Origin of the sequence: Streptomyces cellostaticus (genome assembly GCF_001513965.1) — a bacterium.
Taxonomy (GTDB): domain Bacteria; phylum Actinomycetota; class Actinomycetes; order Streptomycetales; family Streptomycetaceae; genus Streptomyces; species Streptomyces cellostaticus.
Genome location: NZ_KQ948016.1, coordinates 689,403 through 706,167, shown reverse-complemented (window position 1 = coordinate 706,167; position 16,765 = coordinate 689,403). Strand labels below are relative to the sequence as shown.

Here is a 16,765-nt window from a genome sequence, read left to right as displayed (position 1 = left end):
TGCCGGGCGGGGGTGGGTTTCGCTTGCCCGCAGCTGAGCGCCCCGAAGGGGCGCGGGGCTGTATCGATATGCGGCTCCGCCGCGTGGGCGCGACCAGCCCCCGCCGGCCCGCAGCCGAAGACCGGGCCCGTAGCCCAGCGGCGCTTACCGCTGCTCCACCGCCGGCGGCGACCCCGGCAACGGCCGCCCCGCCGACTCGCTCATCCGCCACACCGCGAACCCGCCCACAACAGCCGCGGCCATCATGTAATACGCGGGCATCATCATGTTCCCGGTAGCCCCGATCAGCGCCGTGACCACCAGCGGAGTCGTCCCGCCGAACAGGGACACCGACACGTTGAACCCGATGGACAGGGAGCCGTAGCGGACCCGGGTCGGGAAGAGAGCGGGCAGCGCGGCCGGCATGGCCGCCGTGAAGCAGACCAGCAGCAGACCCAGCGCACCCATGCCCAGTGCCACGGCCACCAGGCTGCCCTCACGGATCAGCAGCAGGGCCGGGACGGACAGGAACAGGAAGCCCGCGCAGCCTGCCGCGATCACCGGGCGGCGGCCGACCCGGTCGGTCAGCGCACCCGCGAACGGCTGCACGATCATCATCAGCGCCATCACACCGAGCACGACCAGCAGCCCGTGCGTCTCGTCGTACTTCAGCTCACTCGTCAGGTAGCTCGGCATGTACGACAGCAGCATGTAGTCGGTGACGTTGAAGACCAGTACCAGGCCCATGCACACCAGCAGCGCCTTCCACTGCCCCGCCACCATCTCGCGCAGCGGCACCTTCGGCCGGGCGGCCTCCGCCTTCTCGACCTCGGCGGTGAACGCCGGGGTCTCCTCCAGGCGCATCCGCAGGTAGAGGCCGATGATGCCCATCGGGCCCGCGATCAGGAACGGGATCCGCCAGCCCCAGGAGAGCAGGTCGTCCGAGGAGAGCAGGGCCGTCATCAGCGTGACCAGACCCGCACCGCCGATGTAACCGGCCAGCGTGCCGAACTCCAGCCAGCTGCCGAAGAAGCCGCGCCTCTTGTCCGGCGCGTACTCGGCGATGAACGTCGAGGCGCCCGCGTACTCGCCGCCGGTGGAGAAGCCCTGCACCAGGCGGGCGGCCAGGAGCAGCAGCGGCGCTCCGACGCCGATCGTCGCGTACGACGGGATCAGGCCGATCGCGAAGGTGCCCGCCGCCATCATGATCATGGTGAGGGCGAGGACCTTCTGGCGGCCCACACGGTCGCCCAGCGGGCCGAAGACCATGCCCCCGAGGGGGCGGACCAGGAAGGCAGCGGCGAAGGCGCCGAACGTGGACAGCAGCTGGGCGGTCGGGTTGCCGGAGGGGAAGAAGACCTTGCCCAGGGTGACCGCGATGTAGCTGTAGACGCCGAAGTCGAACCACTCCATGGCGTTGCCCAGCGCGGCCGCCTTCACGGCGCGCCTGACGAGGGCGGGGTCGGTGACGGTGACGCCGGCCGGGGCCTCGGCGGCCCGCGGGGTCTTCGGATGCGGGGTGACGGCTGTGGCGGTCGCCAAAACGGGGCTCGCCTACCTTTCGACGGGGACGGGACAAAAAGCGACCATAGGGTCACTTCAGGTCATTACGTCGCGTACGCGCATCGGTGCAGAGTGCAGCCAAATGCGGTGTACGCAGGTACGTGTGCCCGCTCCCGCGGCCGCACGCGGGCCCCGCACTGTGATCCTTGTCGCGCCCGATGGAGGGCAACCGCACCCCCCGCGCACTGTCGTCTTCCGGACAAAAGACGGGCAGACGTCAGGTAAAGGGGGCGTTGCCCGCGTCTCTGTCCAGACGGGATGGGAGCCTCGTAGGGTTCTCAGAACGAGCGAAACGGGGCGGAGGCCGACGCGGCGTGGCGAACGTGGAGCACGGTGGGGGACCTACGGAAACCTTCGGGGCGGCCACGGCCGAAGCCCGTCTGAGAGCAGCCCGGCTCGGACTGTGGGCGGTGGCCGCGATCCTCGCGGTACGGCAGGTCGCCGTCGTCCTCACCACCCCGAGCGGCCAACGCCTCACCGACCTGGAGACCTGGGTCGGCCCCCACGGCGTCCTGCACGTCAAAGGCTCCCTGTACGACTCCACGAAGTTCACCGGCACTCCGTTCGGCGGGCTCGTGCTCAAGCCGCTCACCAGATCCGCCGAGCAGGCGCTCGGCTGGGGCTGGACCTTCGGCACCCTGCTCCTCGTCGTCGCCCTCGGCCTGGTCGCCGCCCGTGCGCTGCCCCAGCCGGTCGGCCGCCGCACCTCGCTGCTGGCCGCTCCGGTCGCCATCAGCCTGCTCATGCTCTCGCTGCCGGTCCGCACCACCCTGTGGCTCGGCCAGACCAGCATCATCCCGGTCCTGCTGGTGCTGCTCGGCTGCTTCACCGTACGCGGGCAGCGGGCCGGCGGCCTGTGTATGGGCCTGGCCGCCGCGCTTCAGCCGACGGTGCTGCTCTTCGCCCCGCTGCTGTGGTTCACCGGCCGCCGCCGGGCCGCCCTCACCACGGCCGCCACCTTCGCCGGGTGCACCGCCCTCGCCTGGGCCGCGATGGCCCACGACTCGTACACCTACTGGGTGCACCACATGGCCGGTGCCGGCCTCGGCGGCAGGGCGGACGGCCTCGCCAACCAGTCCCTGCACGGCACCCTGCTCCGCCTCGGCCTGTCCGGCCCTGCCGAGATATCCCTCTTCCTGCTCCTGAGCGCCGCCGTCGCGGCCCTGACCCTGCGCCGCGCCGTCCGCTACGCCCACGACGGCCAGCTGCTGCTCGCCGTCGCCCTCACGGGCTGCGCCGCGGTCGCCGTCTCCCCGACCACGTGGCAGCACCAGCTGCTGTGGGTGCTGCTCGCGGTGGTCGGCCGGGTCGGCAAGCGGGCCTCCGACCGCTACGTCTGGCCGGTCGCGGTGGTCCTCGTCACCACCCTCCCGGCGGAGATGCTGCTGCCGCACATGGCGGTGCTGTACCCGCTGCGGGACAACATCGTGCTGCTCGCGGCCGTCGTCGCGGCCACGGCCGTACCGTTCCTGTCCCGCACCTCGCCGTACTACCGGACACCGATCCCCACCGAGTACGCGCCGCCCGTCCCGACCCGCTTCCGGAACATCCCCCTGCTGCCCTTCCTGCGCCGGGTGCTCACCCGCCCGAACCTGCTGCTGGAGCTGCTGCTCATCCGCGTCGTGTACGCCGCCTACCAGCAGGTACGGCTCGCGGCGACCGGAGGCAGCAACTCCAAGGGCCGCGCGAGCGCCGAAGAGCACGGGCGGCTCGTCCTCGACGCCGAACGTTTCCTGCACATCGACATCGAGCACGCGGTCAACCACGCCGTGGCGAAGATCGACTGGCTGCGGGACTTCTTCGGCTTCTACTACGAGTCCTTCCACTTCGTCGTCCCGCTGACCATCCTGGGCGTCCTGTACTGGCGCCGCCCGGTCGACTACCGCTGGGCCCGCGCCTCCCTCGGCTTCGCCACCTTCCTCGCCCTGATCGGCTTCTGGCTCTTCCCGCTGGCCCCGCCGCGCCTGATGCCGACCCTCGGCATGATCGACACCGTCCACGGCGTCCAGGACTTCTCCAAGCCGGACTACGGCACCCTGACCGCGCTCACCAACCAGTACGCGGCGATGCCGTCCCTGCACTTCGGCTGGGCGCTGTGGTGCGGCATCGTCATCGCGGTCATCGCCCCGAAATGGTGGATGAAGGCCCTCGGCCTGCTGCATCCCTTCCTCACCGTCTCGGCCATAGTCGCGACCGGCAACCACTGGGTCCTGGACGCGGTCGGCGGTGCGGTGGTGGTGAGCGCCGGCTTCGGCCTGTCGTACCTCTTCCAGGGGCCGCGGGCGCGGACGGTCACGGCGGTGGCGGCCCAGGAGACGAGGGAGCCGGTGAAGGATGCGGCACCGAGCTGATCACTCCGGCAGGCCCGGCCAGGCGCACCTGAAGCACTCGAACCACACGGTCTTGCCGCCGGCGACCCCCGGTGCCACGCCCCATTTGTCGACCACGGCGTCCAGCAGAGTTAGCCCACGGCCACTCTCCGTCCCGGGATTCGGCATGCTTGGCACCAAAGGGAGTTCCTGGCCGCCGTCCGTCACCTCCACCCGCACCCCCGCCGTCAGCCGCAGCACCAGCAGCGAGCAGCGGCGGTCGGGGACGTGTCGCAGGACGTTGGTGACCAGTTCGCTCACGCCCAGTTCCAGGGCGTCGGTCAGGTCCGCCAGCTCCCACTCGGCCAGCAGCGAGCGGACGATACGGCGGATGTGGCGCACCGAGTGCTCGCGGACGGTGAGGCTCATGCGGTAGTGGGGGAAGTGGTAGTTCACGGTACGAGACTGGCCTTGCGTCACTACTCTGGGCCACCGAACGGATACAACCGGTCCCGCTGTGGGCCGAGTTGCGCGAGAGGGGACCGTACGTGACCCACATCAACGTCCTCGACCCGGGCGCCTCGCCGCTCGACTACTACGGCTATGAGCTGCGGCGGTGCCGGGAGGCGGCGGGGCTGACCCAGCGGCAACTCGGGGACATCATCAACTTCACGGGGTCGTTGGTCGGCCAGGTGGAGACGGCCCGAAAGCTGCCAACCCTGGATTTCAGCGAGCGTGCGGATGCGGCGCTGGGGACGGGCGGGTTACTGTCCCGGCTCCATCCGCTGGTGATGCGAAGTCAACTTCCGGCGTGGTTTCAGCAGGTGGCGGAGCTGGAGGTGCGGGCCACGCAGATGAACACCTTCCACACGCATCTGATTCATGGTTTGTTGCAGACTCCGGCATACGCGCGTGCTGTGCTCGGGGTAATTGACGAGGCCAAGCTCGATGACCGGATCGCCGCACGGCTGGCACGGCAACGCATCTTCGAGAAGGGCGAGCCTCCGCACTTCTGGGCCGTCATCAGCGAGGCCACGCTCTGGCAGGAGACCGGCGGCCGGGAGGTCATGCGTGAGCAACTGGCCCACCTGTTGTGGTACGTGGGTCACCGCCAGATCAACATCCAGGTGCTGCCGTTCTCGGCCGGGGCCCACGCGGGTTCGCAAGGCTCGTTCACCGTCTTCCACTTCGCGAGCGACCCCGCCATCGTGTACACCGAGGGCTACAGCAGCGGGCATCCGACCGCGAACCCGGACACCGTCAAGGACTGCTCGCTCCGTTACGATCATCTGCAGGCCGCCGCGCTCTCCATCAGGGGCTCGGCGGAGCTGATTCGGCGCGTGATGGAGGACCGCTTTGGAGAGCAAGTGGCGTAAGTCCAGCTACAGCGGAGACCAGGGCGGCTCGTGCGTAGAGTGCGCCGCGCTCGGCGGCCTGGCCTGGCGTAAGTCGTCGTACAGCGGCGACCAGGGCGGCGAGTGCGTAGAGATCGCCGACACCCCCTGCGCCACCCTCGCCATCCGCGACTCAAAGACCCCGGCGGGACCGATCCTCACGATCGACCCCGCCACCTTCACCACCTTCGTGAACTGGGCCTCTACAACCGCTGAATGATCGTCCCCGTCGCCAGCCCACCGCCCGCACACATCGTCACCAGCGCGAACTCCTTGTCTGCGCGCTCAAGTTCGTGCAGGGCGGTGGTGATCAGGCGGGCGCCCGTCGCGCCGACCGGGTGCCCGAGGGCGATTCCACCACCGTTCACGTTGACCTTCTCCAGGTCCTGCTCGAAGACCTGAGCCCAGCTCAACACCACTGACGCGAAAGCCTCGTTGATCTCGACCAGGTCGATGTCCTTGAGGGACATCCCGGCCTTGCCCAGCACGGCCTTCGTGGCGTCGATCGGCCCGTCGAGGTGGAAGTGCGGGTCGGCGCCGACCAGCGCCTGAGCGACGATCCGTGCCCGAGGCTTCAGCTTCAGGGCGCGAGCCATCCGCTTCGAGGCCCACATGATGGCCGCGGCACCATCGGAAATCTGGGACGAGTTGCCCGCCGTGTGCACCGCCGTCGGCATCACCGGCTTCAGCCCGGCCAGCGCCTCCAGCGACGTGTCCCGCAGCCCCTCGTCCTTGTCGACAAGGCGCCACATGCCCTGCCCGGCGTGCTGCTCCTCCTCGGTGGTGGGCACCTGCACGGCGAAGGTCTCCCGCTTGAAACGTTCCTCCGCCCAGGCGCCCGCCGCCCGCTTCTGCGAGAGCAGGCCCAGCCCGTCCACGTTCTCGCGGGTCAGCCCGCGGTGCCGGGCGATCCGCTCGGCCGCCTCGAACTGGTTGGGCAGGTCGACGTTCCACTCGTCGGGGAAGGGCTTCCCGGGGCCGTGCTTGGAGCCCGAGCCGAGCGGCACCCGTGACATCGCCTCGACCCCGCAGCTGATCCCGACGTCGATCACGCCCGCGGCGACCATGTTGGCCACCATGTGCGAGGCCTGCTGCGAGGAGCCGCACTGGCAGTCGACGGTGGTCGCCGCCGTCTCGTACGGCAGCCCCATGGTCAGCCAGGCGGTGCGCGCGGGGTTCATGGACTGCTCGCCGGCGTGGGTCACCGTGCCGCCGACGATCTGCTCGACCGCGTCGGCGGGGATGCCGGTGCGGCCGAGGAGTTCACGGTAGGTCTCGCCCAGCAGGTAGGCGGGGTGCAGATTGGCGAGCGCGCCGCCGCGCTTGCCGATCGGGGTGCGTACGGCTTCGACGATCACGGGTTCGGCGGCCATGGGTGCGGGTCCTCTCCGAGGGCTCTCCTCCAGAACTAGTACGTGTTCTAGTTCTCTGTGCAGTCTGCGGATGTGGCGTCCGTCACCGCAAGGGTCTTGCATGGGGTGAAGTCGCGATCTGCACGAGTTCCGCACGCAATTGAGACGGTCGTACCTCTTGCCAGTTGTAGAACCCGTTACTACGTTCACGGCAAATTCTGATGGACCGTCAGATGGCTGGAGCTGCCGATGCACTGCCCCGCGCTGCCCGACGGGTTCGACTTCACCGACCCCGACCTGCTGCACCACCGCGTGCCCCTCCCGGAGTTCGCCGAGCTGCGCCGCACCGAGCCGGTCCGCTGGATCGCGCAGCCGCACGGGCTGGCGGGCTTCGCCGACGACGGCTACTGGGCCCTGACCCGGCACGCGGACGTCAAGTACGCCTCCACGCACCCGGAGCTCTTCTCCTCGTACCTCAACACCGCGATCATCCGCTTCAACGAGCACATCCGGCGGGACGCGATCGATGCCCAGCGGCTGATCCTGCTGAACATGGACCCGCCCGAGCACACCAGGGTCCGCCAGATCGTGCAACGCGGCTTCACGCCACGGTCGATCCGCGCCCTGGAGGAGCGCCTGCGGTCCCGCGCCGAGGCGATCGTCGCGGCGGCCCGCGCCCGCTCGGGCCCCTTCGACTTCGTCACCGAGGTCGCCTGCGAACTGCCCCTGCAGGCCATCGCCGAGCTGATCGGCGTACCGCAGGAGGACCGGTCCAAGATCTTCGACTGGTCCAACAAGATGATCGCCTACGACGACCCCGAGTACGCGATCACCGAGGAGGTCGGCGCGCAGTCGGCCGCCGAGATCATCGCCTACGCCATGAACATGGCCGCCGAGCGCAAGCAGTGCCCGGCCCACGACATCGTGACGACGCTGGTGGCGGCGGAGGACGAGGGCAACCTGAACTCCGACGAGTTCGGCTTCTTCGTGCTGATGCTGGCGGTGGCCGGAAACGAGACGACCCGCAACGCCATCACCCACGGCATGCACGCCTTCCTCACCCACCCGGAGCAGTGGGACCTCTTCCGGCGCGAGCGCCCGGCGACGACGGCCGAGGAGATCGTCCGCTGGGCCACCCCGGTCAACTCCTTCCAGCGCACGGCCACCCAGGACACGGAGCTCGGCGGAGCGCACATCAAGAAGGGCGACCGGGTGGGCCTCTTCTACGCCTCCGCCAACCGCGACCCCGAGGTCTTCGCGTCCCCGGACGCCTTCGACATCACCCGCGACCCCAACCCCCACCTGGGCTTCGGCGGCGGAGGCCCGCACTACTGCCTGGGCAAATCCCTCGCGGTCCTGGAGATCGACCTGATCTTCGGGGCCATAGCCGACGCCATGCCCTCCCTGCGCCTGGCCGGCGACCCCCGCCGGCTGCGCTCGGCCTGGATCAACGGCGTCAAGGAACTCCGGGTCACCACGGCCTGACCCGCCGATCGGGGCCGACGGCACCAGGCGCCGCCGGCCTGCCCCGAGGGAGGCAGGAACACTCCCGTCCCTATGCCCGGTTCCTGCCTCCCCCGAGGTCCGCACCCCTCACTCCCGCCCCGAGGCCACCACCGCCAGCACCCCCGAGGCCGCCGCCGCGAGGAGCAGGGGGAGGGCCAGGCCGTGGTGGAGGACCAGCCAGGCGCCCAGCCAGGCACCTGCGAACATGGCGATCACCGCGGCCGTGCGGCGCGGGGAGCGCAGACCCGTGGCATCGCCCAGGCGGGACTCGGCGGCCAGGCCGGTCAGGGTCATCGTCAGGACCGTGGTGGTCGTCAGCCCGGGAACGCCCAGCTTGCGGACCGTCGCGTTGCGCAGGCCCATTGCGAAGGCGGTGAGGGCGATGAGGGCGTAGCGCGTGCCGGTCGTGCCCGGCCAGCCGAAGGCGACCGCGGCCGAGGCGCCGACCAGTAGTGCTTCCGCCGTCAGGGTCAGCCGGGTCCACCTGCGGCGCGACCCTCCCCCAGTCTCGACTTCGCTCGACCGGGGGGACCCCCATCCGAAGCGGGCCGTCAAGCGGCCGCCGGCCGCCGCGCCCAGCAGGAAGCCGGCCAGCGAGGTCACCGTGTGCGGGACCGAGAAGCCGGGGGCGCCGGCGGCGGCGAAGCCGAGGACCACCACGTTGCCGGTCATGTTGGCCGTGAAGACCCGGCCGAGGCCCAGATAGCTCACCGCGTCGATCAGGCCGCTGACCACCGTCAGCGCCACGAGTACGACCACCAGCCGCACCCCGCGCAGGTCCGGGTCCGCCCTCGGTGTCGTCATCGTTCCTCCGGTCAGCCGGACGGACAGGGTGGTGGCAAGTCCACCACGGGAGCGGGGGACTCTCGGATGTCCCGGCGCATCGTGCGTCCGTAGCGTTCGGGACATGGCACAAGACATGCGCACATCAGGAAAGAACGCGCGCACACCGGGGGACATACAGCCCGGTCGGCGTATCCGGAGGACGGGTGTCGTCGCGGCCGTCGCGCTGCTCGCCGGCGTCGCCGTGGCACCGGCCGCCGTCGCCGGGGGCGGACAGCAAGGCCGGGAAACGGGAAACGGGAAAAAGAGGGGAGAGGTGGTGTCCGTCGTGCCGGTCGCCCGGCACAGCCGGGCCGAGGTCGCCCGGGGACTGGAGAAACTGGGCGTCGGCACCGACTCGCTGCGCTACGGCGTCCGGGCCTACCGGGTGACGTACCGGACCGTCGACCCGTACGGGCGGCCCACCACCGCGACCGGCCTGCTCACCCTTCCCACGGGCGGCGGCCGCACCCTCGGCCTCGTCTCCGACTCGCACGGGACCATGACTACCCGGGACTACGCACCCTCGGTCTCGGAGGACGCGCGGGCGCAGTCGTACCTCTTCGCCTCGGCCGGGCACGCCGTCGCCGCGCCCGACTACCTGGGGCTGGGGCAGGGGCCGGGCCTGCACCCCTACATGGACACGCGGTCGGCCGTGACCGCTTCCGTCGACATGCTGCGCGCGGCCCGCTCGGCGGCGCACCGGCTCGGCCGGACGCTCGACGGGAACCTCTACGCGACCGGCTTCTCACAGGGCGGGCAGGTCGCCATGGCGGTGGGGCGGGCGGTGCAGGAGGGGGACGCGCCCGGCTTCCGGCTGAAAGCGCTGGCACCGGTGGCCGGGCCGTACGACCTGGAGGGCACGGAGGTGCCCGCACTCGCCGACGGCCGGGTCAACGACACCAGCGGTGTGCTGTACATCTCCTATTTCCTCACCGCGCAGAACCGGCTGCATCCCATGTACAAGAACCCCGCGGAGGTCTTCCGGGCGCCCTACGCGGACCGCGTCGAGGGCCTCTTCGACGGGCGGCACGACGAGGAGGACATCAGCAGGCAGCTCGCACCCAACGTGCGGGAACTGCTGACGGACGACTTCTACCGGCAGCTCACCCACCCCACGGGCGGGTTCCTGGAGGCACTGCGCGGGGGCGACCACACCTGCGACTGGAAACCGGACGTGCCGGTGCGGCTGTACGCCGGTGACAAGGACACGGACGTGCCGATCGGCAACGCCCGGACATGCGCGCGCACCCTCGCCGCAGAGGGGGCGAGGGTGCGGGTGCTGGATCAGGGGGACGTCGACCACGTGGGGTCGTACATCGCGGCGCTGCCGAAGATCGCTCGGTGGTTCGGCGGCAAAGCGGCTTAGTACCAGCCGTTGGCCTGCCAGAAGCTCCAGGCCTGGGCCGGGCTGCCGTAGCGGGAGTTCATGTAGTCCAGACCCCACTTGATCTGGGTGGCCGGGTTGGTCTTCCAGTCGGAGCCGGCCGCGGACATCTTCGAGCCCGGCAGGGCCTGGACCAGGCCGTAGGCGCCGGAGGAGCTGTTGGTGGCGCTCGGGTTCCAGCCGCTCTCGTGCTCGACGATCTTGCTGAAGGCGTTGAACTGCGCGGCGTCCGGGATCATCTTGTGCGCGATCGCCTGGGCGGAGGAGGCCTCGGTCGTGGCGGCCTGGGCGGGCGCCGCGGTCAGTGCCATACCGGCGGTGGCGGCAGCCAGAGCGGCGGCGGTGAGGGCCTTCTTCGGGGAAGCGATGCGGCGGATGAAGGAGACGGACACGGAGAACCTCTTGCGTCGGGGACGGTGGATCGCCCGTATGTCCGAGCCACGCTTGATGCGTGGCCCCATACGTCGGCGCCGCGACCCGTTCGGGCTCGTGGCGCCTGGCGACGTCCTCAACAGAACCAGGCTCGCAGCGGGTCCGCAATGACCCCTTTTACTAGTTGTGGCCGGATCGAGGGGAAAGGTCGCTTGTGTGGCGTGGGTCTCAAAGTGCAGGTCAGAAGGGGTGCAGGAGGAGACGTATCGGACATAAGCAACTACGAACCCTGGTCGTAGGTGAGCTGCGTCATGTGGGGTGCTTCACCGCGCTGCTCACGACATGGATACGGCCCCTCACGCAGCGGGTGCGTCGAATGTGACCGCGGTCTCGAAAGCGGCGCGCCGGGTGGCCCGGCGCAGCGCGCGCAGCAGCGCCGGGCCGAGCACCAGGGTGAGGACGACCGTGCAGATCGCCCGGCCCAGGTCCCAGCCCATCGAGGTGGCCAGGCAGTAGGCGGCGAAGCGGGCCAGGTTGGCGGGGACCGTCGCCTGCGGGTCGAAGGCGATGTTCGAGGTCAGGGCGCCCATGAAGGGCCAGCCGGCCAGGTTCATGAGCGTGCCGTAGGCGAAGGCCGCGAGGAAGCCGTAGGCGGCCAGCAGCAGGAGTTCGCCCCGGCCGCGCAGGCGGACCTGGCCCGGGAGCAGCCCGGCGCCCATCGTGAACCAGCCCATCGCCAGCATCTGGAACGGCATCCAGGGGCCGACCCCGCCCGTGAGCAGCGCGGACGCGAACATCGTCACCGAGCCGAGGACGAAGCCGAAGCCGGGGCCGAGCACCCGGCCGCTGAGCACCAGCAGGAAGAACATCGGCTCGATCCCGGCCGTGCCCGCGCCGATGGGGCGCAGGGCCGCCCCGGTCGCGGCCAGCACGCCCAGCATGGCGACGGCCTTCGGGCCGAGACCGGACTCGGAGATCGTCGCCGCCACGACCGCGACCAGCAGCACCAGCAGACCGGCGAAGAGCCAGGGCGCGTCCTCGGCGTGCGCGCTCAGCTGAGAGGAGGGCGGGGCGAGGAAGGGCCAGCAGAAAGCGACCACCCCCACCGCACTGACCAGCACCAGCGCGGCGAGGGAACGGGGGCCGAGGCGGATGGCCCGGACCCGGGCCTGCGAGGCGGTCATCCCAGGGCCTCCCGCACCTCGGTCACCGTCAGCCACTGCTGCGGGGCCAGGATCTTGGTGACCTGCGGGGCGAAGGAAGGTGAGGAGACCACTATCTCCGCCGTCGGACCGTCGGCGATCACCTCGCCCTCGGCGAGCAGCACCACCCGGTGCGCGATCTCGGCGGCCAGCTCCACGTCATGCGTGGCCAGGACGATCGCGTGCCCCTCGGTGGCCAGCGCGCGCAGCACCGTGACCAGGCGGGCCTTGGCCGCGTAGTCCAGGCCGCGCGTCGGCTCGTCCAGCAGAAGCAGCGGAGGGCGGGCGGCCAGCACGACCGCCAGGGCGAGCGCCAGCCGCTGGCCCTCGGAGAGGTCACGCGGGTGCGTGTCGTCCGTGATGCCCGGCAGCAACTCGGACACCAGGGCCCGGCAGGTGCCGGGTTCGGCCCCCGCGTCCCGGTCGGCGGCCGTGCACTCCGCGGCCACCGTGTCCGCGTACAGCAGATCACGCGGCTCCTGCGGGACGAGACCGACCCGGCGTACGAGGTCCCGGGGCGGGGTGCGATGGGGTACGGCCCCGCCGACGCGGACGATACCGGCGGTGGGCTCCACCAGCCCGACCAGGGAGCCGAGCAGCGTGGACTTCCCGGCGCCGTTGCGGCCCATCAGCGCGACGGTCTCGCCGGGGGCCACGGTCAGGTCGACGTGCCGGAGGGCGGTGATCCGGGCCCGGCAGACGGCGAGGGCGCGGACCTCCGCGATCTGTGGGGGAGCGGTGGGGTCGGGGGTTGCGGCTGCGGTCCGGCGGAACAGACGGCGCCGGGGGGACGGTACGGGGACGCTGGTGCCGGGCGGGGGTGGAGTCGCTTGCCCGCGCTCGCGCGGTGCCGCCGCTGCGCCCACCCGTGCCGCCCCGGCGGCCCGACCGCCCGCAGCTGGGTGGGTCAGTCGTTTTCGCAGGTCAGCGGCGCGGCGGCGGGCGTCTCGGACCGTCAGCGGCAGCGGGGTCCAGCCGGCCAGGCGGCCCAGGTCCACCACCGGCGGGTACACCGGGGAGACGGCCATCACCTCGGCCGGGTCGCCGAACAGCGGGGCCGCGCCGGGAGCGGGCAGCAGGACGACCCGGTCGGCGTACTGGATCACACGTTCCAGGCGGTGCTCGGCCAGCAGGACCGTCGTACCGAGATCGTGGACCAGGCGCTGCAGAACGGCCAGGACCTCCTCCGCCGCGGCCGGGTCGAGCGCCGAGGTCGGCTCGTCGAGCACCAGCACCCGCGGGTGCGGGGTGAGGACCGAGCCGATCGCGACCCGCTGCCGCTGCCCGCCGGAGAGCGTGGCGATGGGCCGGTCGCGCAGATCGGCGAGGCCCAGCAGGTCCAGGGTCTCCTCCACCCGGCGCCGCATCACCTCCGGGGCGAGCCCCAACGACTCCATGCCGTAGGCGAGTTCGTCCTCCACCGTGTCCGTCACGAAGTGCGCGAGCGGGTCCTGCCCCACCGTGCCGACGACGTCGGCCAGTTCGCGCGGCTTGTGGGTACGGGTGTCCCGGCCGGCCACCGTGACCCGGCCGCGCAGGGTGCCGCCGGTGAAGTGCGGGACCAGCCCGCTGACCGCGCCCAGCACGGTCGACTTGCCGACCCCGGACGGGCCGACGAGCAGCACGAGTTCGCCCTCGGGCACCTCGAAGTCCACTCCCTGGACGGTCGGTTCGGCCGCGCCCTCGTAGGTGACACTGACCTCCTCGAAGCGGATCACGACGGCTCCTTGGGGGCTTTGGGTACGACGAAGGCGGGCAGCAGTGCGAGCAGGACGGCCGCGGCCGGCCAGAGAGGGAGAGCGGGGGCCGTCAGGGGGACGACTCCCGGGTTCAGCGCGCCCGGATCGCGCACGGAGGCGAGCGCGAGCAGCGCGGCGACGGCGGCACCCGAGCCCGCGACCAGCCAGGCGTGCGCACCCCAGGGCTCCGGGCGGTACCGGGTGCGCGGGGTGCGGCGGCCGCCCAGGCGCAGGCCCGCGAGCGCGGCGGCGACCCCGGCGCACATCACCGGCAGCCCGTAGGTGCCGCCCTCCGCGGTGAGCAGCCCGTACGTTCCCGCGCACACCCCGAGCAGGCCGCCGAGGGTGAGCGCGGTCGTCGTACGCCGCACGCGGGCGGGGACGTCGGCGGTACGGCCGTAGCCCCGGGCGTCCATCGCGGCGGCGAGGGCGACCGAGCGCTCCAACGCGCCCTCCAGAACCGGCAGTCCCACCTGGAGCAGGCCCCGCACACCCCGGTCCGGGCGGCCGCGCAGCCGGCGGGCGGCACGCAGCCGCTGGACGTCGGCGATGAGGTGCGGCGCGAAGGTGAGCGCGACGACGACGGCCACGCCGGCCTCGTACAGGGCGCCGGGCAGGGACTTGAGGAGACGCGCCGGGCTGGCGAGGGCCCCCGCGGCACCGACACAGATGAGGAGAGCGGCCAGCTTCAGGCCGTTGTAACCGGAGAAGAGAAGGGCTTCCGCGGTGACCTCGCCGCCCAGGCGGATGCCCTGTGCCCAGTGGGGGAGGGGGACTTCGGGGAGCGTGAGCAGGGTGTGGGTGCCGGGGATGGGGGAGCCGAGGACGACCGTGAAGGCGAGGCGGATGAGGAGGACGGCGGCGGCGAGCTTGACGAAGGCGGCGTAGGAGCGGGCCCAGGGAGCGGCGGAGCGGTGTGTGGCCACGACGTAGCCGGCGGCGGCTATGAGGAGGGCGAGGAGGAGGGGGTTGGTGGTGCGGGTGGCGGCGGTACCGAGCCCGAGCGACCACAGCCACCAGGCGCCGGGGTGAAGCGGTGCGCGGTGCTGATGCCGGCCGGGGGCGGGTGTCGCTCGCCCGCGCTTGCGGGGTGCCGGGGCGGCTTTGCGGCCGACAGAGCTGCAACTCCCCAGGGGCGCGGGGAACTGCGCGACCCGCCCCCACGGACCCGCGGCCGGGCACTCACCCGCGGGATCACGGCGCGACCCACCGCTAGACATCCTTGCGCCGCCGCGCCTGCCACACCGCCGCCCCGCCCAGCAGCGCGACCACGGCCACGCCGATCGGCAGCCCCAGCGACGGACCACCGTCCGACTCCTTCTTCTGCGCCCCCTTCTTCCGGGTGCCGTCGGCAGACACCTGCTCCCCGCACCCCTGCCGCGGATACCCGGCAATCGCGCACAGCAGGGCGTTCGTGTCGTAGCGCAGAGGGCCCGCCACCGCGGCCAGGGCCTCGGCCGTCGTCGCGTCGGGGGAGACGCGGGCGCAGGCGGCGCGGCGGGCGGGCGGTGTCTCGCCGGACGGGGCGTCCGCCGCCGTGCCGGAGTCGATGACGAGAGCCACGCGCTTGGTGCCCGGCTTCGCGGGCGTCGCCGCGCAGATCGTGGCGAAGTCCGCCGTGCCGCGCGGCCGGCTCGCGTCCGCGGAGTCCGCGCTCACCGCGAAGCGGAAGCCCTGCACGGCACCGTCGTCGGGGCGGGCGGTCGAGGGGCCCTCGGTGGCGTACGTCCAGTGGCCGCCGTCCCGCTCCCAGAACGACCAGTAGCGGTAACCGGCGGCATGCGCCTGGGCGGCACCGGCCACGACGACGAGCGCGGCGACGAGCAGGGCCGCGGCACGGCGGACGGCGGTCACGGCTGCTGCCGCTTCCGGCGGCCGCTGAGCAGGAAGCCGATGCCGATGCCGGCGACGAGGCCGACGCCGACGATCCACCAGACGCGCGTGCCCGAGTCGTGCGCGGCCGGCTTCGCCTTCTCGTCCGCCGCCTTCGCCGTCTGCGGCGCCGGTCCCGTCGCGTTGAGCGCCCGCACCAGGTCCGTACCGCCGAAGTCGTGCGGGTCGTCGCCCATCGCGTGCGCGGCGAAGACCAGCTCGGCGTAGGCGGCCGGGCCGCTCTGCTCCGCCCACTTCACCGCGTTCTTCTCCAGCCAGGCGTACGGCTTCTTGGCCGGCCGGGTCCAGCCGTCCGCGGCGAGCGCGACGACCGTGTCGGCGGTGTTGCCGTAGTCGGGCTGGCTCTTGCCGCCGGGCATCGGCGCGGAATTCAGGTAGCCGTCGTCGGTCAGGGCGTCCGTCAGGTAGGCGGAGGCGTTGTTCGCCACCTGGGCCGGGGTGAGCGGCTTGTCGGAGTCGGCGCAGCTGTGGCCCTGCTCCGGGGCCTTCCCGGCCTTCGTCACGAACCCCTTGCCGAGCGCGCCGAGCACCGCGGCCGCCGTCGCGTCCGCGTTGGCGGTCAGCTTGCCCTTCTTGTCCGGCTGGAAGGGGAGCGCTCCGGCCCCGGCGCCCTCGCAGGGCAGGGACCACTTGGTCAGCAGGTCGTACGGGGTCTTGCTCCCGGTATGCAGCTGGGCGGGGTCCTGGCCGACCGCGGCGAAAGCGCCGATGACGACGCTGGTGGAGTTGGTGTCGCTCACAGCGCCGGGCGAGTAGCCCCAGCCGCCGTCCTTGTTCTGGAGCGTCGTCAGCCAGACCAGGGCCTTGCGGACAGCGGCGTCGTGGCCGCCGACCGCCTGCAGGGCCTGGACGGCGGCGGCCGTGCTGTTGGTGTCGGGCCGGGCGCCGCCCTTGCCCTCGCAGGGCTTGCCGGTGTCGGCACGGAACGCGGCGAAGCCGCCCTTCTCGCACTGCTGGCCGACCAGCCACTCGACGGCCGAGGTGGCGGGACGGTACCCGAGGGTCCGCTGGGCGAGCAGAGCGAGCGACTGGCGCCACACCCCGTCGTACGTCGGGTCGTTCTTGCCGAACAGCCCGGACGGCGTCGACACCTTGGGGGAGGCGGAGGGGGACGGATCGGCGGCCGTGGCGGGTGCGGCGGCGGCCAGCACGCCTATGGCGGCGAGAGCCGCGGCACTGCGGCGGACGTTCATGGTCGGCGACTGCCTCTCCCTGCGGGGGAGCCGGGCAGCGCACGGGAGACCCCG

The 16,765-nt window shown here is 71.9% G+C and carries 15 protein-coding genes; 5 read left to right on the top strand and 10 right to left on the bottom strand.

What is annotated here, in order from left to right; translation table 11 throughout:
- Positions 1 to 144: 144 nt before the first annotated feature.
- Positions 145 to 1,521 (bottom strand): glycine betaine/L-proline transporter ProP, encoded by a 1,377-nt coding sequence (gene proP, locus AQI88_RS06805; RefSeq protein WP_066993367.1) that lies wholly within the window; start codon positions 1,519 to 1,521, stop codon positions 145 to 147.
- A 335-nt stretch (positions 1,522 to 1,856) separates the two neighbouring features.
- On the opposite strand from proP, the gene AQI88_RS06800 reads away from it, so the two are divergent.
- The gene (locus tag AQI88_RS06800; protein WP_066993364.1) at positions 1,857 to 3,893 is read left to right on the top strand and encodes a bifunctional glycosyltransferase 87/phosphatase PAP2 family protein; all 2,037 of its coding nucleotides are present in this window, start codon (positions 1,857 to 1,859) and stop codon (positions 3,891 to 3,893) included.
- On the opposite strand, the gene AQI88_RS06795 is transcribed toward AQI88_RS06800, so the two are convergent.
- Entirely contained in the window at positions 3,894 to 4,307 is a 414-nt protein-coding gene (locus AQI88_RS06795; protein WP_398698687.1) for an ATP-binding protein, read from the bottom strand.
- A 92-nt stretch (positions 4,308 to 4,399) separates the two neighbouring features.
- On the opposite strand from AQI88_RS06795, the gene AQI88_RS06790 reads away from it, so the two are divergent.
- Positions 4,400 to 5,227 carry a helix-turn-helix domain-containing protein gene (locus AQI88_RS06790; protein WP_066993361.1) on the top strand — a complete coding sequence of 276 codons (828 nt, stop codon included), beginning with the start codon at positions 4,400 to 4,402 and terminating at the stop codon, positions 5,225 to 5,227.
- A complete protein-coding gene (locus AQI88_RS42695) occupies positions 5,208 to 5,465 on the top strand; it encodes a DUF397 domain-containing protein (RefSeq protein ID WP_079057424.1) in 258 nt (85 codons plus the stop codon). Before AQI88_RS06790 ends, AQI88_RS42695 begins: the two co-directional genes overlap by 20 nt.
- Here the strand turns inward: AQI88_RS42695 and AQI88_RS06780 are convergent.
- A complete protein-coding gene (locus tag AQI88_RS06780) occupies positions 5,449 to 6,618 on the bottom strand; it encodes a steroid 3-ketoacyl-CoA thiolase (protein ID WP_066993355.1) in 1,170 nt (389 codons plus the stop codon). The two genes, AQI88_RS42695 and AQI88_RS06780, sit on opposite strands and share 17 nt — an antisense overlap.
- A gap of 228 nt (positions 6,619 to 6,846) precedes the next feature.
- Here AQI88_RS06780 and AQI88_RS06775 point away from each other — a divergent pair, with 228 nt between their 5' ends.
- Entirely contained in the window at positions 6,847 to 8,082 is a 1,236-nt protein-coding gene (locus tag AQI88_RS06775) for a cytochrome P450 (RefSeq protein WP_066993351.1), read from the top strand.
- 108 nt (positions 8,083 to 8,190) lie between these two features.
- On the opposite strand, the gene AQI88_RS06770 is transcribed toward AQI88_RS06775, so the two are convergent.
- Complete coding sequence (locus AQI88_RS06770; protein WP_066993348.1) at positions 8,191 to 8,907, bottom strand: YoaK family protein; 717 nt, start codon at positions 8,905 to 8,907, stop codon at positions 8,191 to 8,193.
- Positions 8,908 to 9,022: 115 nt separating this feature from the next.
- Here AQI88_RS06770 and AQI88_RS06765 point away from each other — a divergent pair, with 115 nt between their 5' ends.
- Positions 9,023 to 10,294: an alpha/beta hydrolase family protein gene (locus tag AQI88_RS06765; RefSeq protein WP_066993345.1), complete on the top strand. Its 1,272-nt coding sequence runs from the start codon at positions 9,023 to 9,025 to the stop codon at positions 10,292 to 10,294.
- Here the strand turns inward: AQI88_RS06765 and AQI88_RS06760 are convergent.
- The 6 genes from AQI88_RS06760 to AQI88_RS06735 all read right to left on the bottom strand — a co-directional run bounded on the left by AQI88_RS06760 (position 10,291) and on the right by AQI88_RS06735 (position 16,711).
- Complete coding sequence (locus AQI88_RS06760; RefSeq protein ID WP_066993788.1) at positions 10,291 to 10,704, bottom strand: aggregation-promoting factor C-terminal-like domain-containing protein; 414 nt, start codon at positions 10,702 to 10,704, stop codon at positions 10,291 to 10,293. The genes AQI88_RS06765 and AQI88_RS06760 overlap by 4 nt on opposite strands.
- Positions 10,705 to 11,040: 336 nt before the next feature.
- Positions 11,041 to 11,868, bottom strand: coding sequence for an ECF transporter S component (locus tag AQI88_RS06755; RefSeq protein WP_066993341.1), 828 nt, complete (start codon positions 11,866 to 11,868; stop codon positions 11,041 to 11,043).
- Complete coding sequence (locus AQI88_RS06750) at positions 11,865 to 13,604, bottom strand: ABC transporter ATP-binding protein (RefSeq protein ID WP_066993339.1); 1,740 nt, start codon at positions 13,602 to 13,604, stop codon at positions 11,865 to 11,867. Before AQI88_RS06750 ends, AQI88_RS06755 begins: the two co-directional genes overlap by 4 nt.
- Complete coding sequence (locus AQI88_RS06745) at positions 13,601 to 14,845, bottom strand: energy-coupling factor transporter transmembrane component T (protein WP_107118476.1); 1,245 nt, start codon at positions 14,843 to 14,845, stop codon at positions 13,601 to 13,603. Before AQI88_RS06745 ends, AQI88_RS06750 begins: the two co-directional genes overlap by 4 nt.
- Positions 14,838 to 15,479, bottom strand: coding sequence for an SCO2322 family protein (locus tag AQI88_RS06740; RefSeq protein WP_066993336.1), 642 nt, complete (start codon positions 15,477 to 15,479; stop codon positions 14,838 to 14,840). Before AQI88_RS06740 ends, AQI88_RS06745 begins: the two co-directional genes overlap by 8 nt.
- Positions 15,476 to 16,711, bottom strand: a complete 1,236-nt coding sequence (locus AQI88_RS06735) for an SCO2321 family membrane protein (RefSeq protein ID WP_066993332.1) — start codon at positions 16,709 to 16,711, stop codon at positions 15,476 to 15,478. The genes AQI88_RS06740 and AQI88_RS06735 overlap by 4 nt, the downstream gene beginning before the upstream one ends.
- Between the last annotated feature and the right edge of the window lie 54 nt (positions 16,712 to 16,765).